This window comes from Deltaproteobacteria bacterium (genome assembly GCA_003696105.1).
Taxonomy (GTDB): domain Bacteria; phylum Myxococcota_A; class Polyangia; order Haliangiales; family J016; genus J016.
Genome location: RFGE01000202.1, coordinates 1 through 21,831 on the forward strand (window position 1 = coordinate 1; position 21,831 = coordinate 21,831).

Genomic DNA, 21,831 nt, shown 5'->3' on the forward strand with positions numbered 1-21,831 from the left:
ATCCACTGTACTCGAAGGCCGGCTCGTCGCACGCCGCTTTCGTTCGCGGCGCGGCGGGCGACGAGACGTCGGCCGCGCTCACCCCCTGGGCGCGCCGCCTCCGTCGCACGCGGCGCCACGGCAGGCGGCCATGCCGGCCATCGCCCGCGCACAACTCCATCAGCCGGCGAGGCGGCTAGCCACGTCGCGACGCGGTCGCCGTGATCTTGCAGACATGACCGCGCTCGCGGCCGCGTCATCGGTGGCACCCGGCTTGCTTGTACAGGGTGCGCTCCGCCGGGACCGGAGGAACACCATGTTCAGGATGCCGCCACACGCCGCCGCAATCGCCGTCGCCCTCGCCGCCTGCACGGCGACCGACCCGTACGAGGGCGAGGCAACGAAGTCCGACAGCGGCAAGGCCGACAGCAGCGCCGAGGCCGTCTTCGTCGACTTGGAGTTCGACGGCGAACTCGTGACCGATCACGTGTGGAGCGCGCGCAATGCGATCGAGGACCAGCTGCTCTACACCATCGGCCACCTCAACGGCGACCGGTCCGTCGGCCGGCTCGACCGGCTGGAGCTGTCGGACATCGCGACCGACGCCGTGGACGGCAGGACGCGCCTTCGCTATCACGCGCGGCTGCCCGTCGCGTGGGGCAAGCGCAGTCGCGTACCGGACACCTACACGCTGCGCCTTCCGCGCGACGTGAGCTACGCGGGTCAGACCGCGTTCACCGACAAATATAAGGAGACCTGCGTCGACGCCGGGGCCCACGACGTCACGCCGGGCAGCATGTGGTACTACTATCGTCCAGCGGCCTACCGCTGCCAGCTGGACGACGCCGACATCGTCGTCGCGGAGGCGACCGTGTCGCCGAGCCCGACCCAGACGACCGGCAAATATCCCGAGTACGATCGCGTGTGGGCCGACGGAGAGCTGCGCGTCGTCGCAATCTTCGGCAAGTACGAAGACGGCGCGACCACGGCGGCCGACGCAGGCATCAGCGCGTACAACCGATTCGTCGCGGCGATGCGCACCGAACTGGCCGGCGCGCACCTGGACACGACGGCGGCCGACATCCCGTCTGCCCCGGGAGTCGATCGGCCCGACATCGAGTTTCGCGCCACGCTCGACGACGGGCGCCGCGTCCACGTCGTCGCGCTCTTGGTCGACAACGTGCGCACGGCCGGCCCGGCGTTCGACGCGCGCTATGAGGCGCTGTCCGCAACGGCAGACCTCATCGCCTACAACGGCCACGCGGGGCTGGGCGCCAACATCCGCGCGCTCGCCCGCAAGGGCCGCTGGGTGCGCGGCCAGTACGTCATCGTATTCATGAACGGGTGCGACACGTTCGCGTACGTCGACTCGGCGCTCGCCGACGCACACGCCGCGGTCAACCCCGACGATCCGAAGGGAACGCGCTATCTCGACATCGTGACCAACGCGATGCCGTCGTACTTCTCGTCCATGTCGCAGGCGACTCTCGCGCTCGTGCGCGGTCTGCTCGCGTACGATGCCCCCCGAACCTACGAGAACATCTTCCGCGACATCGACCGCCACGAGGTCGTCCTCGTCACCGGCGAAGAGGACAACACGTTCGTGCCCGGCGGCGACGGCGGCGACGGCGACGCCGCCTGGACCGGGCTCGCCGCATCCGGGACGGTGACGGCCGGCCAGGAGGCCCGATTCGAGACCCCGCGCCTCGCGGCGGGGACGTACCGCTTCGACCTCACGGGCACCGGCGACGCCGACCTGTACGTACGCATCGGCTCGGCGCCGACGGTGACGGAGTGGGATTGTCGGCCGTACAAGTACAGCTCGAACGAGTCGTGCACGGTCGAACTGGCCGCGCCGGCCGTCATCCACGTGATGGTGCGCGGCTACGCGACCGAATCCGACTTCGAACTGGCCGGCTCGGCCGAGTGACCGGCCGAAGCCGGTCGTCACGGCCCGCGGCGTCGCCCGCCGCGGGCCGTTGTCGTCGACGCGAGCCGCGCCGCCCGACCCGTGGTCACGAGCGCCCGGCGGCCCGCACCGTCGCCCGCCCGCGCTCGACCCTTGGCGGGCAGCGCCGACGCGTCCTCCGGACGCGACTGCTACACGCGCTCGATGATCGTCGCGATCCCCATGCCGCCGCCGATGCACAGGGTGCACAGCGCCGTCGTGAGGTCGGCGCGCTCGAGTTCGTCGAGCGCCGTGCCGAGCAAGATCGCACCGGTCGCGCCGAGCGGGTGGCCGAGCGCGATCGCGCCGCCGTTGACGTTGACCTTTTCCGGGTCGATCCCGAGCTTGCGAATCGTCTGCAGCGGCACCGCGGCGAATGCCTCGTTGATCTCCCACAGATCGATGTCGTCGACCGTCATGCCCGCCTTGGCGAGAGCGCGTTCCGACGCCGGCGCGGGCGCCGTCAGCATGATGACCGGCTCGGCGCCAATGGTGGCCATCGCCCGGATCTTGGCCCGCGGCTTGAGCCCATGTGCGTCGCCGTACTCCTTGGAGCCGAGCAGCACGACGGCGGCGCCGTCGACGATGCCGGAACTGTTGCCCGCGGTGTGGACGTGATTGATCTTGTCGACCTGCGGGTAGCGCTTGAGCGCCAACTCGTCGAACGTCTCGCCGTTGGGGCCCATCGGCGCGGCGCCCATTTGCTCGAACGAGGGCTTGAGCTGTGCGAGCGCCTCCATCGTGGTGTCCGGCCGCGGGTGCTCGTCCTTGTCGAGCACGACGTTGCCCTCGGCGTCGCGAACCGGGAACAGCGACTTCGCAAACCGGTTCTCCTCGACCGCGCGCGCGGCCTTCTTCTGGCTCTGCAGGGCGAACGCGTCGACGTCCTCGCGCGTGAAGCCCTCGAGCGTGGCGATCAGGTCGGCCGAGATGCCCTGAGGAACCTGCGCGATCTTTTCGCGCAGGCGCATGTTGAGCCCGTCCATCATGGCGCCGTCGGACCCCATCGGCACGCGGGACATGGACTCCACGCCGCCACCGATGACGAGATCCTGAAACCCGGCCGCGATGCCCATCGCGGCGAAGTTGACCGCCTGCAGGCCCGATCCGCAGAACCGGTTGACGGTGCTGCCGCTGACCGTCTCCGGCCAGTCGGCGGCGAGAATCGCGTTGCGCGCGATGCACGCGCCCTGTTCCTTGACCTGGAACACGCAGCCGACGATGACGTCCTCGACGTCCTCCTTGACCAGGTTGTTGCGCTCGGCGAGATGGTTGAGCGCTTGCGCGAACAGCTCCTGCGGGTGGATTCCGCTGAGCTTGCCCTTGTTGGCCTTGCCGCGGCCGCGGGGGGTGCGCACGGCGTCGAAGATGTACACGTCTCGCATGACCGCCTCCGGTTGTGGATCTAGACGGCCGGGGTATAGCACAGACCGCGGACCGCCCGCGCGATCAATCCGGCCCGCACGGCCGCCGCGGCGCGCCGCGCCGTCGCCCGCGCGGCCCGAATCGCTCCCACGCGCGCAGCCGCCTCGGGTACCCTCGCGCGCCATGACGGCCGTCCTGTTCGCAAACCCCTCGGCTCAATCCGGCCGCGCGCGCAAGCTGGTGGACAAGGCGAGCGAATTGCTGTCGCGCGCGGGGATCGCGCACACCGTCCGGCACACCGCGCCGCACGGCGAGACCGTGGACCTCGTCCGCCGCGCGATCGACGAGGAGGGCGCGGACCTGGTCGTCTACCTCGGCGGCGACGGCACGTTCGCCGAGGTCGCCAAGGGCGTGCTGGCGTCGTCCCGATCGGGCGAGGTGCGCATCGGCATGTTGCCCACGGGCACGGCCAATGACCAGGGCAAGTCGCTCGGACTTGCGGCCGGCGCCGACGCATTGCCCCACAACGTGCGCGTCATCGCGGGCGGGCACGAGACGCGCCTGGACGTCGGCAAGGTCGAACGCCTCGACGAGACCGGCACGCCGACCTATACGGACTGGTTCTTCGACTCGTTCAGCGTCGGCTTCAGCGCCGACGTGTTGCACACGCGCAACATACACCGCGACGCAATCGCGCGCGTGCCGCTGCTGCGCGCGATCTACCGCGACCAACTCGTCTACGCCGGCGCGCTCGTGCGCCGCCTGCTCGATACGTACATCGCGGACGCCAAGTTCGCGGTCGACGCGTCGCTCGACGGCCGCGAAGTGCAGTTTGACTCGCTGCTCGACATCATCGTGAAGAACACGACGATCTATGGGGGCGAGTGGGTGCTCGATCCCACCGCCGAACACGATGACGGCGCGTTCGAGATCGTCCCGGTGGAGGGACGCCGCCACTTCACCTCGAAGCTGCTCGCCACGTACCGGCGCAGCCCGATCGACGAGCGCGCGCTGCGCGAGATCGGAATCGAGGGCGCGCGTCCGCGGCGCGCCGCACGGGTCGACCTGCGCGTGCGCCCGGCGACCGGGCGGCCGCTGCCGGCCGCGCAGATCGACGGCGAGGAAATGCCGTCCGGCGCGCGCTACCGCGTCGAGTGCCTGGCCCGCCGGCTGCGCGTCATCGCGCCGGCGGCGGCGCCCATATCGCGGTGAACGCTTCCGGCGCCGCCACGCCGAGTTCGCGCAGTTCGCCGGCGGCACGCAGGCGGCGCTCGTCTCCTTCCGCCCCGCCGAGCGCGCGACCGGCCGCAAACCGAGCGCACCACTCGAAGGGGCGCATTCCGAGCGCCGCGAACCGCTCCGCGACGCGCGCGTAACCGCGGGCGGCGCGCACCGCATGGCCCTCTGCCTCCGCAACGCCGGCGGCCAGCAGCGCAGCGTACGCCGCGGCGTAGGCCGGTCCTTCGCGGCGCAACGCGCGCGCGTCGGCGGCGACGCGTGCGGCCGCGGCTGCGCCACCGGCTGCGAGTGCGGCGCGCGCGCGCGCGAACCGCAAGTTGATCCGCGCGAACTGCGCGCGCAGAACGAGCGCGCGCCGCGCCGGCTCCCACGCATCCTCGACGGCAGCGAGCGCGGCGACCGCATCGCCCACGTACAGCTCCAGGTTGGCGCGCGCGAACGCCCCCATATAATGTTGCAAATAGAACGACTCATCCGGCCAATCGCGCAGCGCTTCCTCGAGGTGAAAGCGGGCCGCGGCTACATCGTCTCGTGCGAGCCACTGGGCGTTTCGGATCCCGAGCCGAAGGGTCGACGCCGAGTAGAGATCGCCGATCTCCTGTGCGTGGCGCAGACCGGCCGACAGCAACGCGTCCGCCGCGCGCAGTTCGCCGAGGTAGAACCGCGCCATCGAATTGAACTGCTGTGCGATCGAGATCTCACGCGCGACCCCGACGCACTCGTCGCGAAAAATGCCTTCCGCGCGCTCGGCCATGTCGAGGCCGGTGCGCCAGTCGCCCGGAAACACCGCCGCGCTCGCGCGCGCGATCGCCGCCAGACCGCGGACATAGCTGTCCCCCGTTTGCGCGGCCAGGTCTTCGACCGTGTGGACGCGGCGCGCGAGGCGGCTCGGCGGCGCGCCGCGCAGCGCGTCGTAGACCGCGTCCACTGTGAGCGCGCGGGCGACGCGCACCGGCTCGCCGGCCCGCAGGGCCTCGCGCGTGTGCAGCGCCTGAAACAGCGGCGTGAGTCGCGAGTCGATCGCGACGATGCCCATCGCACCGGTCCAGCATGCGTCGACCCGCAGCAGCTCGCGCGCGGACAACTCGTCGGCGCCGCGCCGCCGAAACCGCGAGCGCGGCCGCCACCGGCCGAGCAACGCTCTCGCCAGCGCGCGGCGCGAATAGGAGGGCAACTCGAGGCCGACGGCGGCCAGCACGTGCGACAGCGCGGCCAGTCCCGCGTCGACGCGGCCGCTGCGCAACAGCTGGTCGGCCGCGCGGCGCTGCAGCTCGAGGGCGTCGGTGTCGCCAGCCGGCGTACCCGCGACGGCCTCGAGGTAGGCGTCCGCCGCCTCCCCGGCGCGCCCCGCCGCCGCCAGCGCGTCGCCGAATTCCGCCCACAGCGCGCGGCGCTCGGCCGGCGATGGATCGAGATCGAGCGCGTCGCGGAACAGCGCCGCCGCGCGTGCAAACGCGAACGCCTCGCGCGCGCGCCGCGCCGCGCGCACGGTGTAGACGCGCGCCTTGTCGCGATATCCGGCGGCGCGCCAGTGCACCGCGAGCGCCTCGTCGTCGCGCGTCCCGCGCGCCTCGAGCGCCAGCGCCAGCGCCTCGTGTACGCCGGCGCGGACTTGACGCGCGAGCGAGCCGACCACGGCCGCGCGAACGGCATCGTGCACCGGCGCAATCTGGTCGCCGCGGCGGACGCCGCTGGTGCGCACCATCCGGGCTGCGCGCAGCGACGCGACCCGCTGCAGGTAGGCGGCAAAGTCCATCCCCGCCGCATGTGCGACGACGTGGTGCGCGACCGGCGCACCGGCGACCGACACGATCTCGAGGATGTGGCGAGCGCCGAGCGGCAGCGACGCAAGGCGCTCTTGAATGAGCGCGGCGAGATCGTGCGCCGCGCCGACGCCGCCGCCGGCGCGCGCGCGCCGCACCAGCTCCTCGACGAACAGCGGCAACCCGGCCGCGGCGGCCGCGATCGCATCGGCGTCGTCGGCCGCGCCGAGTCCGACCGCGAGAGTGCGCGCATCCTCCACCGGCAGTGGCTCGAGCGCGAGCACCACCGCGCCGTCGAGCGGCGGTTCGCTCGCCGCGTGGGCCGTCGCCAGCAGCAGCACCGGGGGCGGGCCGTCCTCCATCAACGCGCGCAGCAGGGCGCGGCTGTCGGCGTCGGCCCACTGCAGGTCCTCTACGACGAGCAGCGTCGGCGCCCGCCGCGCGATTTGCGCCACCAACTCGCGCAACGCCGCGAACAGCCGCGCCCGCTGCACGGTCGGGTCCGCCGGTCCGGCAACCTCGTCGGCCATGCGCGCGAACGCGGGCAACCGGCGTAGCACCGGAAACACGCGCGAAAGCAGCGCGGCGTCGCGCGGCGCCACCGCCGCGACCTCGGTCTCGGGCAGCGTCATCAGGTAGCGCGTGATCGCGTCCACCAGTTCGTCGGCCGCCTTGAACGGCACCGATTCGCGCTCGTAGCAGTGACCGCCCAGGACGATCGCGTCCTGCTCGGCGCGCCGCACCTGGCGCACGAACTCGCGCACCAGGGCGGACTTGCCGACGCCCGACTCGCCGGCCACGACCACCGCGGTCGCCGCGCCGCGCCCGCCCCGGTACACGTCCCACAGCCGCGCCAGCTCGCGCGCGCGCCCGACGAACAGCTCGTTGCTGTCGTCCGCCGCCGGGGCCGGCAGCTCCGCTCGAACGCCGAGGCGTCGCAACACCTCGCGCCCGGTCGGTCGCTGCGACGGTGCGACCCGCAACAGATCGACGCACAGCTCGTCGAGATCGGGCGGCACTCCCCGCACGAGCACCGACGGCGGCGGCGGCTCCCGGTGCTGCTTGTCCATCATGACCTGCGTGCTCGTGCCGGAAAACGGCAGCACGTGCGTGAGCGCCTGGTACAGCAGCGTTCCCACGGCGTACCAGTCGGCCGCCGGCCCGGCCGTGCGGCCGCGCGCCTGTTCCGGCGCCATGTAGTCCGGCGTGCCGACCGTCCACCCCGGCTCCAAGTCGGGATCGCCCGTGACGGCCGACACGAACCCGAAGTCGAGCAACACGACGCGGCCGTTCGGTTCGACGAGGATGTTGGACGGCTTGATGTCGCGGTGGACCTTGCCCGCGTCGTGGACGGCGATCAGCGCGCGCGCCAGCTGCGCGAGCGCGTCGCGCAACCGCTCCTCGTCGAACGTGGTGCCGGCGCGGCGCGGCCGCACCCACTCGAGGAAGTCGACGCCGTCGACCAACTCCATGCTGAACGCCCAGCGGCCGTCACTCTCGACCAGTTCGCCGAGTTGAACGAGGTTTGGGTGGCGCAGCGCCTGGATCGCGCGGAACTCGTTTTTGAACCGCACGAGCAGGTAGGGGTCGTCGGTGCGCAGCGTCTTGACGGCCACGCGCGCGCCGGTCTCGCGATCGATCGCCTCGTGGACGACGCCGACCGCGCCGGCCCCCAGGCGCCGGACGACCTCGAAGCGCTGCTGCACGCCCCGATCGTAACGGGGATTGCGGAAAGTGGCCGTGAGGACCGTCGTCTGACGCGCCATGTTATCGAAATGACACACCCGATCGCGCGGCCCGCGCGCCCCAGAACCCGCGGGCGAGTGATAAAACGCGCGCATGGAATTCGGTTCGCCCCTCGACCCGCACCTCACCGACCCCACCGAAGAGCACGCGATGTTGCGGCAGACGGTGCGGGACTTCGTCCGCAAGGAGGTCGAGCCGCAGGCCGAGGAGCACGACCGCGCCGGGGAGTTGAACGTCCCTCTGCTGCGCTCGCTCGGCGAACTCGGCCTGCTCGGCGTCACCGTGCCCGACGCCGATGGCGGCGCCGGCATGGACGCGACCGCCGCGGTGATCTGCCACGAGGAACTCGCGTGGTCCGACCCCGGCTTCACGCTGGCCTACCTGAGCCACGCGCTGTTGTTCGTCAACAACTTCTACTGGGCATCCAGCGCCGATCAGCGGCGCCGCTACCTGCCGCGCGTGCTGTCGGGAGAATGGATCGGCGCGATGGGGATGACCGAGCCGGCCGTCGGCACCGACGTGCTCAACATGCAGACCACCGCCGTCAAGCGCGGCGACCGCTACCTGCTCAACGGGCGCAAGATGTTCATCACGAACGGCAACGAGGCCGACGTGTTCATCATCTACGCCAAGGTCGACGGGCGCATCACGACGTTCGTCGTCGAGCGCAGCTTCGACGGGTTCAGCACGGGGCCGAAGATTCCAAAGATGGGGATGCGCGCGTCCACCATGTGCGAACTCATCCTCGAGGACGTCGAGGTGCCCGCCGACAACCTCCTCGGCACCGAGGGCGGCGGCATCACAAACATGATGCGCAATCTGGAGATCGAGCGGCTCGGGCTGGCCGCGATCAGTCTCGGCATCGCGAACCGCTGCCTGCACGTGATGGCCCACTACGCGGTGGAGCGCCACGCGTTCGGCGTCCCGATCGCCGAGCACGGCCAGATCCAGCGCCACATCGGCGAGGCCTACGCCAAGACGCAGGCGATCCGCGCCCTGCTGTACGGCGTGGCCGCGACCGTGTCACCGCACCGGCGCAATCGACTCGGCACCGACGCCGTCAAGCTGTTTGCGAGCACCGCCGCCAAGCAGATCGCGGATTCGGCGGTGCAGGTGCTCGGGGGCTACGGCTACTGCGCCGAGTACCGGGTCGAGCAGTTCCTGCGCGACGCCAAGCTGCTCGAGATCGGCGGCGGCACGATCGAGGCGCACCAAAAGAACATCGTCCGCGATCTCGTCAAGCTCGTGCGCGCATGACGGTCCGCCGTGCGAGGCGGCGACAGCGGCGCGGTGCCGCCGGCCCGCGGCCGGCGACATCGGTCCGCCGCGGCCGGCGAGCCCGCGCCTCGCCGCGGCCGCTCGTCAGCCTTTGAGCCAGCGCTCGAACGCCTTGTAGTTCCACGGCCGGCCGAGGAAGTCGCGGATCAACTCCGCGGCGTCCTTCGACCCGCCCGGCGCGAGAACGCGGTCCCGATAGCGATGCGTCCACTCCTTGTTGAGCAACCCGTGTTTCGCGAACGGGCTGAACAGGTCCTTGGCGAGCACGAGCGACCACATATACGTGTAGTAGCTGGCCGGGTAGCCGACGATCTGCCCGATCTGCATGTAGCGGTTGGTGCCCGGCACGTACGCAAACGGCGTGTACTTCTCCATCAGCTCCCGGTTGAGCGCGTCCATGTCGAGCTTGTCCGGGTCGCGCCGGTAAAACTCGAGCACCATCGCCGCGTAGTACATCTGGTACACAGTGCTGATCCCGCGACCGAACTCGTCGGCCTTGTTCATCCGGTCGACCAGCTCCTTCGGAATGGTCTCGCCCGTGTCCGGGTTCTTGGCGAAGCGCGACAGCACCTCGTAATTGCGCGCCCACTCCTCGAAGATCTGGGACGGCGCCTCGACGAAGTCGCGCTCGACCTCGCCGAGCGTCATCCATTCGCGCTGGCCCTTGAAGATGTGGTGCATCAGGTGACCGAACTCGTGGAACATCGTCTCGACGTCGTCTTGCTCCATGAACGTCTTAGGGAAGTTGCACACGAGCGCCCCCTCGGGCAGCGACTTGCCCTTGACGCCCGGCGACAGCGGAAACTGCGCCGCGTGCGAGTACTTGCCGTCGCGCGGGTGCATGTCGAGGAAGATCCGCCCAATCTTTTCGCCGCCGCGCATCACGTCGTACACGTCGACGTCCTCGTGCCACGTGCGCGGGTCTTCGACCGGAACGTACGACACGTCGAAGATCTCGCCGGTGACCGCCAACAGCCCATCCCGGACCGCCTCGTACGGGTAGTACTGCCGCACCGCTTGCGCGTCGTAGTCGTACTTCTCGGCCTTGATCAGGTTCTCGTAGTAGGTCTTGTCCCAGTCGGCGACCGCCTTGGCCTTCGGGTCGTCCTTGCGCTTGCGCGCCAGCAGCGCACGGTAGTCGCGGCGAGCGCGCGACCGCGCCAGTCGCCACACGCGGTCGATGAATCGGGCCGCGTTGTCGCCGGACTTCATCATCTTGTCCTCGATGTAGTAGTCCGCGAAGTCCTTGTAGCCGAGCAGGTGCGCCTTCTCCCAGCGCAGCTTGAGGATGGTCCTCAGCACGTCCTTGTGCTGGTCTCCACGGGAACGAGCCGCGAGGTAGATGCGCCGCCGCACGTCCTCGCTCTTGGCGTACGTGGCGACCGGGAAGTAGTCCGGGTAGCGCGTGGTGATCGTGATCTTGCCGTCCTTGCCCGGCGGGTGGTCGTCGATCCAGTCCTGCGGTAGCCCCGCGAGATCGTCGACGCTGTCGACCGTGATCGACCGGACGTCGTCGTTGAGCGCGGTGTTGAACTTCTGCGCCGCGGCGATGATTTGCTCGTCGAGTTCCTTCAGGCGCGCGCGGGTCTGCGGATCCTTGTCGACGCCGGCGCGCCGGAAGTCGCGCAGCGTGTGGTCGACCACGCGCTTGGCCAGCGGATCGAACCCCGACGTGTCGAGCGCGGCGATCGCGTCGTACAGGTCGCGGTTGAGACTGATCTCGGTCTGGAACGCGGCGCACTCCTGCTCGCACTGCGCCGCCGCCGACCGGATTTGCGGGTCCGGGTGCACGTTGCGCCACAGAAGCGCCATGCCCCACGACGTCTCCAGATGCATGATCATCTCGTCGTAGGGCACGAGCGTGTTGGCCAGCGTGCGGTCGCCGTCGACCGCGAGGATCGCGTCGAGCGTCTGGCGAGCTCGGTTGAGCCCGGCGCGACACTCGGTCAAGAACTGCGCCGACGGATCCGGCGCCGGCGCGGCCTCGGCGGGCTCGGCGGGCGCCGGCGCGGCTTCGGGAGCCGGCTCCGCCGGCGGCTGTGGCGCGGCGGCGGCGGCCGGCGTCGGCGAGACCGGGGTGTCCTGTTTCGGGCACGCCGCGAGCGCGAGCGCGGCGATCGACAGCAGAGTGCAGCGAGTCATGGGCCGCGTTTACCACAGCCGCGCTCGACAAGCACTCGCGGAGGCCGGCCGCCGAGACCGCGCGCCGCCGAGACCGCGCGTTTGTTCGCCCGGTCGAGTCTCCTCGCCGCGAAGCGCGCGCGGCGACCCGTGGTAGGGTGAGCCCGCCGTGAACGACGCAACCAAGGACAAGCTCACGCGCAAGGAGGCCAAGGAGCGGACGCGCCAGCGCCTGATCGACGCCGTGCTCGAGCACGTTCGCAAAAACGGCCTCACCGGCCTCACCACGGGGCGCGTCGCCGACCGCGCGGGCATCGCGCAGTCGAGCTTCTACGTCCACTTCAGCGACATGGACGACGCACTGCGCGCCGCCGCCGACCAAGCCGGCGAGCAGATCCGCGCGCTCATCCGCGACGCGCGCCAGCGCGTCGACTTTTCGGACCCCGAGGCGGCGCTGCACGCGGCCTACCAAGGCGCCCTGCGCGCGCTCGTCGACGAGCCGGAGTTCACCGAACTGTTGCTGTCGCACCGGCGCGACCGCAACTCGCCGCTCGCCGCGGCGCTTCGCCGCGTGTTGCAAGAGGCGCGCGACGACCTCGCCCAGGACCTCGCGCGCGCCGGCTACGCCGACTGGTTCGCGCGCGACATCGATGTGTACGCCGACCTCATGGTCGGCATGACGTTGAGCGCCGCCGAGGCCGTCCTCGACCGCCGCGTGCGCGATCAGGAGCGGCTGCTGCGCGCGCTGGCCGCCACGACCCGCGCCCTCCTCGCGAGCGCCCGCCCGCCCCGCGGCTGAGCAGACGCCCCCCGATCGATGCGCGCGTTGCAGAGGGGGGTTGGGCGGGTCTACCGAACGCAAAACTCGAGTTGGTGCGGCGCGAGGCCGAGCGGCGCGGTATCGAACTTGCGCTCGTGCTCGCTATCCTCCACGCGATCGTGTCCATCGTTGCAGCAGCTACCCCGTATCGGTCACGAACGGTGCGGGCGCCGCTGGGCGGGGTCGCGATCGTGACGGCGACGCCGTGAGTGCGATCGCGTTCATCCCCGTAACCGAAGCCCGATATTTGGTTGCCACTGCGATTCGTCGCCGTGTAACGCGCGTCAACGTTGTGCACCGCCGGCGAAACCTGGTCTAATGAGCGCCGTGCAGTATGTACGCGTTGGTTGTATTCGCTCCCCCATTCTCCTGGCCGCGGTCGCCGGCAGCTTCCTCGCGGCGTGCGACAGCTCGGACGCGGCGGACACCGCGGACGCGGGCGGCGTCGGCCCGGGAGACGTCTGTCCCGTGTTGCCGCCGGCGACCGGCACCCTGTCGACCGGCATGGGCGAGGTCACGTTCTCCAACACCAACTCGTGGTCCATGGTCTTCGACGGCGATCTGATCACCATCGTCGCCTTCGACCTGCGGACCGGCCCGGAGTGCGGCCTCACACTCCGGGCGGACGGCACGGGCACGGGTCCCCTCACGGGAACGCTGTTGTCGTTCGACGGGCGCGGGTGTCCGGGCATTGCGGACCCGGCCCGACAGTTGTTCTCGTGGGACGCTCCCGCGCCGATTGCGTCCCAGATCGTGGTCGACGCGACCTATCAGTACGATCTGCCGCACACCGGCCCCGACTTCCAGTGCTGGCGCGGGACCGTGACCGCCACCATTTCCGATCGGGTCGTCACCGTCGACGGCAGCGTCTCCCTCGATCTGAGCGGTACCTTCCGCTTCGAGGGCGACATGGTCGCCCGCGCGTTCTGACGAGCGCCCGGAGCTGCTCGCTACACCGCGTCGGACACGCTCGACAGTTCGAACGACGACACGCGCAGCGCCGGGACGGACACGGTGTTCGACGCCCACGACCGCGGGGACACTCGCCGGCTCGCCGACATCGCCTCGACGTTCTTGAGCACCGCGACGGGGCTGTCGTTCCAGCGGAAGTTGGTGAGCGGGCGGACGATCTCGCCGTTTTCGATCCAGAACACGCCGTCGCGGGTGAGCCCGGTGTACAGCATGGTGCGCGGATCGACGCTGCGGATGTACCACAGCGACGTGATCAGCACACCGCGGCGGGTCGACCGCACCAGGTCGGCGGTCGTCCCCTCGCCGCCGCGCATGAGGATGTTCGACGGCGGCGGCACCGGCTCGCGGCCGGTCTTGGCCGCCCAGAAGCGCGAGCACGCCAGTTCCGACACGACGCCGCGCTCGATCCACGCGCGTCGGACCTGCGGCAAGCCCTCGGCGCCCCACGGCCGGCCCGGGACCTCGGCGTCGGCCGGGTTCGACTCGATCGACACGACGTCTGGAAACAGCCGGTCGCCGAGCCGGTTGCCGCCGCCCGGCCTGGAAAAGAAGCTCCGGCCCTCATCGGCGCTGCGCGCGTCCATGCCGTAGACGAACAGGCTCACGAGGTTCGCCACGCACGCCGGCTCGAGGATCGCGACGTAGCGTCCGGGCGCAAGCGGCTGCGGCTTGGCCGACCGCACGGCCTTGTCGATCGCCACGCGCGAGGCGTCCGCGAACCGGATCTCGCCGGCATCGAGGCCAGTGTCGGACGCCCACCCCGACCCGGTTCCGTCCGGCGTGCGCACGGTCTGCGAAAAGTGCGCCGCGGTCGCGCGATGAAAGCCGAAGAGCCCGCGCGAGTTGCCGATCGCGGTCGCCTCGGCGGACGCGGTCGCGAAACCCGCCGCCACCAGGCCTGCATCCACCGCCGCGCGGATGCAGGTCGCCACGCCCTGCGCGATCTGCTCGGCGCCGCGGTCGACGACCGAGTCGCGGAACGCATGAGGAATGTCGACATACGGCTGCGGCCCGAGCGCCGGCATGTGCTCCGGGTCCTCGGGGGCGAGCCGCGCGATCTCCTCGGACGCGCGGACGGCGCGCTCGATCGACGCCGCGTCGGTCTGGTTGACGCGGAAACTGCCCGACCGCTTGCCGAACGTGCTCGTCACCGAGACGGTCAGATCGGCTGCGTTGCCGCTGGTGGACGGCGCGTTGCGCGCGTAGCGCAGATGGGTGGTCTCGCCGGCCGATACGTCGCAGTGCACCTCGTCGGCCTTGCTTGCGGCGACGACCGCATCGATGATTTGTTTCGCTTGCTGTTTGGTGATCACGGGATTCCCTCGCGCACCGGGCGTCACACGGACCGCCCTGTATTGATCACGTCGATGTTGCGAAAGCGTGCCGGCGGACAACCGTGGCTGACCGCGTTCGATTGGCTCGGCTCGCCCTTGCCGTCGTAGAACGATCCTCCGACGTAGTACTCGTCGGCGCTGCAGATCGCGTCGCACGCGCGCCAAAAATCGGGAGTGCGCGACTGGTAGGCGACGTCCTTGACCATTCCGGTAATCTTGCCGCCCTCGACCTTCCAGAACGTCTGACCGCCGAACTGGAAGTTGTAGCGCTGATGGTCGATGCTGTAGCTGCCGCGTCCCTTGATGAGAATCGCGCGATCGGTCCCGGCGATCAGCTGGGCGAGGGTGAGCGGCTTGTCGCCGGGCAGGAGGTTGACGTTGGGCATGCGCTGAAACGGCACGTCCTTCCACGACTGCGCATACGAGCACGCGTATCCGCGCTTGCGGCCGATCCAATGCGCCTGGTCCCGCGTGATCTGATAGTCGACGAACACCCCGTTTTTCACGAGGTCCCACTCGGTCGTCTTGTCCCCGTCGTCGTCGTAGCCGCAGGTCGCAAGCGAACCGACGGAGGTCTTGTCGGCGCGAAAGTTGACGATTTCGCTGCCGAACTGAAACGTGCCGAGCTTGTCCGGCGTCAGGAAACTCGTGCCGGCGAAGTTCGCCTCCATCCCGAGCGCCCGGTCCAACTCCGTCGGATGGCCGACGGACTCGTGGATGGTGAGCCACAGGTGCGTCGGGTGCAAAATAAGGTCCCACTTGCCCGGTTCGACCGACGGCGCCGTGTGCTTGGCGACGACATCTTCCGCCGCTTGCCGCGCGTCGTCCAGCCACGGATAGGTCTCGATGTACTCGTAGCCGCGCCCCTGCGGGTCCGTGTACGAGTTGCGCGTCTCGAATCCACCGCGCCTGCGATCGACCGACGTCACGGTGAATCCCGGGTTGTTGCGGTGCAGCGTCTGCTCGATGTACGAGCCCTCCGTGGATGCGAAGAACTTGTGCTCGCGCACGAACGCCATCCACGAACTGCAGTAGTCCACGCCGTCGAGCGCGAGCGCCTGCGCGTTGATCGACAGCAGCGCGTCGATCTTGTCCTGCAGCGACACGGAAAACGGGTCCTTTTCAATCGGCGTGTTCCACACGTCGACGTAGGTGCCGACCGGCGCGAGCTGCACCGGCTCGCGCTGCAGCGCGGAGTTGGCCTTGGCGATCGCCACGGCGCGGCGCGCGACCCGCGCGATCTCGTCGCGGTCGATGCGATGGCTCGCGGCGAAGCCCCAGGTTCCGGAGGCGATGACGCGCACGCCGAACCCCCGGTCCTCGCCGTCGCGAACATCGGTGACCCGCTGCTCCCGCGTCCGGATCGACTGCGTGCGATAGTCGGCGATGCGGATGTCGGCGTACGTCGCGCCGGCGGACCGCGCCGCGTCGAGCGCAACGTCGGCGAGGGCGCGCAGCGAGGGATCCGAAAACGACACGTCCGTCCGCGGTGGAGCCGCCGGCGACCGCGGTGCCGACCCGCCGCATCCGTACAGCAGCGCGGCCGAACCGGTCGCCGCCGTCACCTGCAAGAACTGTCGACGCTTCATCCGGCGACCGTAGAAACGCGCGCGCGCCAAGTCAAACCGCAATCCGGCGCGGCCAGCGGCTGCCAGAAGCTGCGAGGCGTCGCGCCCGGGCCACGCCCGGTCCGGTCGCTCAGCGTACTTCGATCTGCGCGTCCTCGATCGCCGCCATCTCCTTGGCCTGGCCGTACGGGCTGAGCAGACGCAGGTCGCGCAGCAACGCGCGCAGTTCGTCGCTGACGTGGTCGAACTGCACGCCGAAGCCCCCGCGCGCGTCCCCGGCGAAATGCACCGGACGGCCGATCGCTCGGCAGACGCCGCGCCGCGACGTGAACGTCAGCCATACGCGCTGATCGTGCGTCGGACAGCGGTCGCACATCACGAACATGCCGCCGGCCGACAGGTCGGCGATGCCGGCGTCGGCCTCCGTCCAGATGATGTTGCCGTCGCGGTAGGTGAGCACGGCGCGAACGCCGACGGCGATGCGCTCGTCGTACCGCCGGTCGGGGATCGACCCTTCGAACACGTCTGCATGGGGCATAGGCATGGGGCAGAACCGCGCCCGGCACGCACGGCGAACAAATGCACGAGCGGGGCCAACTTTCGATCTCTCCCGCCGATCGCCGCGTCCGGCTCTGCCGGACGTGGTGTCGCGCAGTTGGGCGCCGGGATCGCTCGCGGTCGCGGCCGGCCGACGGTGTGAGCGCGCTTACCCGCGATGCAAACAGTCTCCACGTGCGGGGAGCGCGGCCCCGCTGCAGGCAGCGGGCAGTGACGCGAGGCCCCCCGGCCTCCACTGGACGCCGCCGGCCTCGGCCGACCCGGCCGCCGTCAGTAATAGAACGCAGCGCCGAGCAACAGCCCGTACAGATGGTCGGTCGCACCGTCGGCGACATGCGTGTCACCCGGCTCGGCCGCAAAGGTCAGCGCGAACCGGTCGTAGCGAACCGACGCGCGCGCCTCGAGGTGCGGCGCGACGGGCACGGCGACACCGGCATGCGCCGCCGCACCGAATGCGCTCGCGCCGCGGAAGCGCGCCGCCGTCGGACCGGCGTCCACCACCCAGAGCCCGGCGACGCCTCCGAACAGGGCCACGCCGCCGACGTCGGCGCGCCCGTCGACAGCGAATTCGACGAACTTGTAGCCCGCCGACGGCGCCTCGTCCGCAGGCAGCGCCGCCGGGTCGAACGACACGTCGATCTGGCCGTAGGCCGCACCGACGCCAACCGTCGCGCCGCTCACGCGCGTGCGATACCGCGCGCCGGCCGCAAATTGAGTCCACGCCGTGTCGACGGGGACTCCCTCCGAGGTCTCCGACGTGACCGCGATCGCGCGGTCGTACCGGCCGACCGCGCCGAGGCCGCGCAGGAAGCCGCGGCCGACGGGATACAACTCGACGGCAACGTGCACCGCCGGCACGAAATCGGCGTCATAGGGGCGCAGGTTGGGCGTCTGCATCGCGCCGCCGTAGCCGAAATGGCGCCCCGCGAACGTCATCCCGGCTTCCGCCAGCCATTGAGCCCTCGCCGCGCCACGCGAGCGTGCCGCCGCACCGCCGCGGCCGCCGTCACGGTCCGTCCGCCGCTTTCCCCCGGCCTTGTCTGCGTGCGCGTCGACGTCGATGTCTGCCTCGCGCGTGCGCGCGGCGATCGCCGCCGCGATACGCGTCGGCTCCCCCTCGGTGACCTCGATCCACTCTTCCTGTTTGGGCTGGCCGCGCACGACGATCTCGACCACGTGAGGTCCAACCTCCACCTCGAACTCCCCCGGAGCCGTGCCGACCGCCTCGCCGTCGACCACGACGTCGGCGCCGACGGCCGCAGACCCCGCCGGCACGTCGACCACGACCGTACCGGTCACGAGTTCCGACAGCTGGACCTTGAACCGCTGGACGCGGCGTTGCTTGCGCACCCGGATGGTGGTCGTGTGGCTGCGGTAGCCGCGCTTGCTGAGCGTCACGACGTGTTCGCCGGCGGGCAACCTGCCGCGGTACGGCGTCGTGCCAACCTCCTCGGCCTCTCCCTCCGCACCGATCGCCACCGTCGCGCCCCGCGGGCTCGAGTCGATCACCACCCGATACGTGCGCTGCGCACGAGCTGGAGTCGCTGCGCAGCACAGGGCGGCCGCAACCAACGGGCACCACCTGCGCACCACCGCGCAATCTTATCAGGTTCCGCCGCGGACCTCGGCACCCGCCGGCGGTACCCGCAGGTAGCGGGAAAGCCACCGGCAGCCGGCGTAAAATGGCACCGTGTCCGCCAGTGCGGCGACGAGTTTGAACGTGTATCCGGCGGCGATGTAGCCGACCAATTGGCGCGCGACCGGCTCGCCGGCCCGAAGCGGCAGCGCCCCCGCGTAGTAGTGCGTGATCAGAATGACGGACACCGTGTCGACGAGTTGGCTCACCAGCGTCGATCCGTTGTTGCGCAGCCACAGGTGTCGACCGCGCGTGAGCCGCTTCCAGAAGTGAAACAGGTAGACGTCGACGAACTGCGCCGTAAGGTAGGCGACCATCGACGCGCCGACCGCGCCGAACGTGAGCGCGCGGATCTCGTAGAACACGACGTGATCAGAGCCCGGCGGCGGTCCCATCCCGGGCAGCGCCCCGCCGATCCACAGGATGGCGACCACCCACAGGTTGAGCACCAGCCCCATCCACACGACCTGGTTGGCGCGCCGGCGACCGTAGAACTCCGAAATGAAGTCGGTGCACAGAAACGTGATCGGATACGGCAGCACTCCGACCGCGAGCGGCATCGGTACGCGCCAGCCGACCAGCGGCAGCGTGAACGACAGGTCGATGAACCGGGTGAGCCCGAGCAGGTTGAGCATCACCAGCGTGCCGAGGAACAACCCCGACAGCACGAGAAACACGGTCTCGCGCCGCCAGTACAGTTGCGCCTCGGACAGCGCCGGCAGTCCGTCGTGGGCGTGCTGTTTCGACGGAAGCATGCCGCTACTGTAGCGCGAGCACGCCGGCAGTTCGGAGTGCGCCGGCCACCGCCAACTACTGGCCGACGACCTGGACGATGACCTCGCGACGCCGCGGCCGGTTGTCGAAGTCGCACAGCAGCACCTGCTGCCACGTTCCGAGCACCGGCTCGCCGCCGCGCACCGGTACGGCGATGCCCGGTCCGAGCAGAGCCGCGCGGACGTGGGCATAGCCGTTGCCGTCTCCCCAGCGCGCATCGTGGCGATACGCGATGTCGCGCGGCGCGGCTCGCTCGATCGCATCGCGAAGATCGGCGAGCGCGCCCGGTTCGTACTCGATGGTCGTGATGGACGCGGTCGACCCGGGACAAAACACGACCGCCAGGCCGTCGCCGACTCCCGACTCGGCGACGGCGCGCGCGACGTCGGCAGTGATGTCGATCAGATCGGTGTCCGCGGTCGTGTCGCGGCGAATCGTCGTCGTCGATACGATCACGCGGCGGCCTCCCCGGCTCGGGCGAGCGTCCGCGCCCGTCGAACGGCCGCGATCCCCTCGAGCACGACCCACGCTTCGAGCGCGAGCACGACGGTGCCCAGCGCAGCGAGCACGAAATCGCCGGCGCGCACGAGCTGGCTCACCTTCACCGCCATCGATGCCCCCGCGACCGCGAGCACCACGACCAGCGGCACGACAATCGGCAGCCACGGCCGGCCGGTCCGATACAGCCACACGGCGACCACGGTGAGCGACAGCCCGGCCAGCAGCTGGTTGCTGGCCCCGAACAGCACCCACAACTTGCCAGCCTGCCCCGCGTAGATCAGCGCGAACGGCAACGCGACCGCCACGCCGGCCGCGATCCACCGCGACCGCAGCGCGCGCACGCCGTAGATGTCGCCGAGTTCGTGGCAGATGTAGCGCTGGATGCGCACGCCCGTGTCCAGGGTCGTCGCGGCGAACGAGATGACGAGCACGCCGACGACGACGGAAGCGGCGCCCGCCGGGATGCCGACAGCCCCGAGAAACGTGGACGCCCCCTCGACGAAGTTGCCGACGCCGCCGGTCGCCGCGTGCGCGAACGAATCGTAGTGCGCCGCCCACTGGCCGAGTCCCGCGCTGACGGCGAGCGTCGCGACCAGCGCAAGCGTGCCCTCGCCGATCATGCCGCCATAGCCGATCAGGCGGGCGTCGGTCGCGCACGCGATCTGTTTGCTGGTCGTACCGGACGACACCAGCCCGTGAAAACCGGAGATGGCGCCGCACGCGATCGTGACGAACAGGAACGGGAACCACGGCGGCGCGTCGGCCGGCGGGACCGCGAACGCCGGCGCCTGGACCGCGGGGTGCGCGATCAGGATACCGACGATGAGGGCGGCGAGGCCGACGATGAGCTGGTGACTGTTGATGTAATCGCGCGGCTGCAACAGGACCCACACCGGCAGCACGCTGGCGATCAGCGCGTAGACGAGCAAAAACACAATCCAGAACATCGTCTGGTGATCGCCCAAGAAATCCAGCGCGATCGGAACCTTCACCCCCACGAACACCATCGCGTACAGCGCCACGAGCGCGGCGATCGACGGCCACAGCAGCGGTACGCCTCGCTTCATGCACGCCCAGCCGATCGCCAGCGCGACGACGATCTCGAAGTTGATGGGCAGCACGGTCCCCGGGTAGCTGACGAACAGTCCGGCGACCGCCTTGGCGAACACCGCGGTCACCAGCATGACCAGGCAGAAGATCACCAGCAGAAACAGCGTGCGCGTGCGGGGGCCGATGACATCGGCGACGACGTGGCCGACGGACCGGCCGTCGTGGCGCATCGACATCACCAGCGTCGACATGTCGTGAACGGCACCCATGAACACCGTGCCGAGCACCACCCACAACACCGCGGGCACCCAGCCCCACACCACGGCGATCGCCGGGCCGATGATCGGCGCGGCGCCGGCGATCGACGTGTAGTGGTGGCCGAGGAGCACGTGGCGGTTCGTCGGCACGTAGTCCACGCCGTCGGCGCGCTCGCGCGCCGGCACCGGCTCGTCGGGGCGCAGGGCGAACACGCGGCGCGCCAGGTAGCCCGAGTACAGCCAGTACCCGGCGGCGAACACCGCGATTCCGGCGACGCACACCACCGCCGCGTTCATGGCCATGTCCTACCACGGCGCGCCGCGAACCGTCATCCGCGGACCGGCCGGCGCGCCGCCGCGATCAACGCGCGCGCGGCGCGGCCGGCGCGGTGCCGGCGGGCGATTCCGGCCCCTGCCAGCTCGCCGAGCCCAGCTCCCGCGCCGCCCACGCCATCGGTCGATCGGCGGCGGCCGCCATCGCGTCGCGGCCGATGACGATCAGCCCGATCGCCGCCGCCTCGGGAATCTCGCCGACCCCGAAGCGCGCGGCGGCCTGCGGCCCGTCGCCGGCCGCGAGCCGATCGTGGACGCGGCGGGCCAACGTCGCCTCGACGATGCGCTCGCCCGTCCCGGTCGCGGCGACCGCCCCCGCCGCTCCCGCGTACAGGCCCGCGCCGAGGATCGGCACGTCGCCGACGCGACCGCGCAGGGTGATCGCCGTACCGCCGGTCGACAGCGCAACCGCGAACCGGCCGTCGGCACCGCGCACGGCGACGCCGACGGTGTCGTGGCCGGCGTCGTCGACCGCGGCGCCGCGCGCGTCGTCGCCGTCGAGGCCGAGTTCCGCCAAGCTGCGCTCGAAGTTCCAGTGCGCTCGCCAATCGAAGCCGCGCCACGCCTCCTCGAGGCTCGGGTCGGCCGC

At 70.6% G+C, this 21,831-nt stretch carries 16 protein-coding genes; 5 read left to right on the plus strand and 11 right to left on the minus strand.

Annotated elements, in window-relative coordinates:
• Nucleotides 1-304: 304 nt before the first annotated feature.
• Nucleotides 305-1,909 carry a hypothetical protein gene (locus tag D6689_13375; protein RMH40545.1) on the plus strand — a complete coding sequence of 535 codons (1,605 nt, stop codon included), beginning with the start codon at nucleotides 305-307 and terminating at the stop codon, nucleotides 1,907-1,909.
• A gap of 170 nt (nucleotides 1,910-2,079) precedes the next feature.
• On the opposite strand, the gene D6689_13380 is transcribed toward D6689_13375, so the two are convergent.
• Nucleotides 2,080-3,312, minus strand: a complete 1,233-nt coding sequence (locus D6689_13380; GenBank protein RMH40546.1) for an acetyl-CoA C-acetyltransferase — start codon at nucleotides 3,310-3,312, stop codon at nucleotides 2,080-2,082.
• On the opposite strand from D6689_13380, the gene D6689_13385 reads away from it, so the two are divergent.
• Nucleotides 3,200-4,504, plus strand: coding sequence for a hypothetical protein (locus tag D6689_13385; GenBank protein ID RMH40547.1), 1,305 nt, complete (start codon nucleotides 3,200-3,202; stop codon nucleotides 4,502-4,504). The two genes, D6689_13380 and D6689_13385, sit on opposite strands and share 113 nt — an antisense overlap.
• Here D6689_13385 and D6689_13390 read toward each other — a convergent pair.
• Nucleotides 4,470-8,135 (minus strand): serine/threonine-protein kinase PknK, encoded by a 3,666-nt coding sequence (locus tag D6689_13390; GenBank protein RMH40548.1) that lies wholly within the window; start codon nucleotides 8,133-8,135, stop codon nucleotides 4,470-4,472. The genes D6689_13385 and D6689_13390 overlap by 35 nt on opposite strands.
• Between D6689_13390 and D6689_13395 the strand changes: the two genes are divergently transcribed.
• A complete protein-coding gene (locus D6689_13395; protein RMH40549.1) occupies nucleotides 8,134-9,297 on the plus strand; it encodes an isovaleryl-CoA dehydrogenase in 1,164 nt (387 codons plus the stop codon). The two genes, D6689_13390 and D6689_13395, sit on opposite strands and share 2 nt — an antisense overlap.
• Before the next feature lie 105 nt (nucleotides 9,298-9,402).
• Here the strand turns inward: D6689_13395 and D6689_13400 are convergent, their stop codons facing one another.
• The gene (locus tag D6689_13400) at nucleotides 9,403-11,460 is read right to left on the minus strand and encodes a peptidase M3 (protein RMH40550.1); all 2,058 of its coding nucleotides are present in this window, start codon (nucleotides 11,458-11,460) and stop codon (nucleotides 9,403-9,405) included.
• A 148-nt stretch (nucleotides 11,461-11,608) separates the two neighbouring features.
• Here D6689_13400 and D6689_13405 point away from each other — a divergent pair, with 148 nt between their 5' ends.
• Nucleotides 11,609-12,238, plus strand: a complete 630-nt coding sequence (locus D6689_13405; GenBank protein RMH40551.1) for a TetR family transcriptional regulator — start codon at nucleotides 11,609-11,611, stop codon at nucleotides 12,236-12,238.
• 339 nt (nucleotides 12,239-12,577) lie between these two features.
• Nucleotides 12,578-13,189 (plus strand): hypothetical protein, encoded by a 612-nt coding sequence (locus tag D6689_13410; GenBank protein ID RMH40552.1) that lies wholly within the window; start codon nucleotides 12,578-12,580, stop codon nucleotides 13,187-13,189.
• Between the two features lie 20 nt (nucleotides 13,190-13,209).
• Here the strand turns inward: D6689_13410 and D6689_13415 are convergent, their stop codons facing one another.
• The 8 genes from D6689_13415 to D6689_13450 form a co-directional block, all read right to left on the minus strand.
• Entirely contained in the window at nucleotides 13,210-14,721 is a 1,512-nt protein-coding gene (locus D6689_13415; GenBank protein ID RMH40553.1) for a TldD/PmbA family protein, read from the minus strand.
• Nucleotides 14,568-16,154 (minus strand): TldD/PmbA family protein, encoded by a 1,587-nt coding sequence (locus D6689_13420; protein ID RMH40554.1) that lies wholly within the window; start codon nucleotides 16,152-16,154, stop codon nucleotides 14,568-14,570. Before D6689_13420 ends, D6689_13415 begins: the two co-directional genes overlap by 154 nt.
• Nucleotides 16,155-16,263: 109 nt before the next feature.
• The gene (locus D6689_13425; protein ID RMH40555.1) at nucleotides 16,264-16,677 is read right to left on the minus strand and encodes a PilZ domain-containing protein; all 414 of its coding nucleotides are present in this window, start codon (nucleotides 16,675-16,677) and stop codon (nucleotides 16,264-16,266) included.
• A gap of 284 nt (nucleotides 16,678-16,961) precedes the next feature.
• Nucleotides 16,962-18,284 carry a PEGA domain-containing protein gene (locus D6689_13430; GenBank protein RMH40556.1) on the minus strand — a complete coding sequence of 441 codons (1,323 nt, stop codon included), beginning with the start codon at nucleotides 18,282-18,284 and terminating at the stop codon, nucleotides 16,962-16,964.
• A 12-nt stretch (nucleotides 18,285-18,296) separates the two neighbouring features.
• Nucleotides 18,297-19,082 carry a VUT family protein gene (locus D6689_13435; protein ID RMH40557.1) on the minus strand — a complete coding sequence of 262 codons (786 nt, stop codon included), beginning with the start codon at nucleotides 19,080-19,082 and terminating at the stop codon, nucleotides 18,297-18,299.
• A gap of 55 nt (nucleotides 19,083-19,137) precedes the next feature.
• Nucleotides 19,138-19,557, minus strand: a complete 420-nt coding sequence (locus D6689_13440; GenBank protein ID RMH40558.1) for a YjbQ family protein — start codon at nucleotides 19,555-19,557, stop codon at nucleotides 19,138-19,140.
• Nucleotides 19,554-21,206 carry a carbon starvation protein A gene (locus tag D6689_13445; GenBank protein ID RMH40559.1) on the minus strand — a complete coding sequence of 551 codons (1,653 nt, stop codon included), beginning with the start codon at nucleotides 21,204-21,206 and terminating at the stop codon, nucleotides 19,554-19,556. The genes D6689_13440 and D6689_13445 overlap by 4 nt, the downstream gene beginning before the upstream one ends.
• A 64-nt stretch (nucleotides 21,207-21,270) precedes the next feature.
• The coding region (locus D6689_13450; GenBank protein RMH40560.1) for a hypothetical protein at nucleotides 21,271-21,831 on the minus strand (561 nt) is incomplete at its 5' end.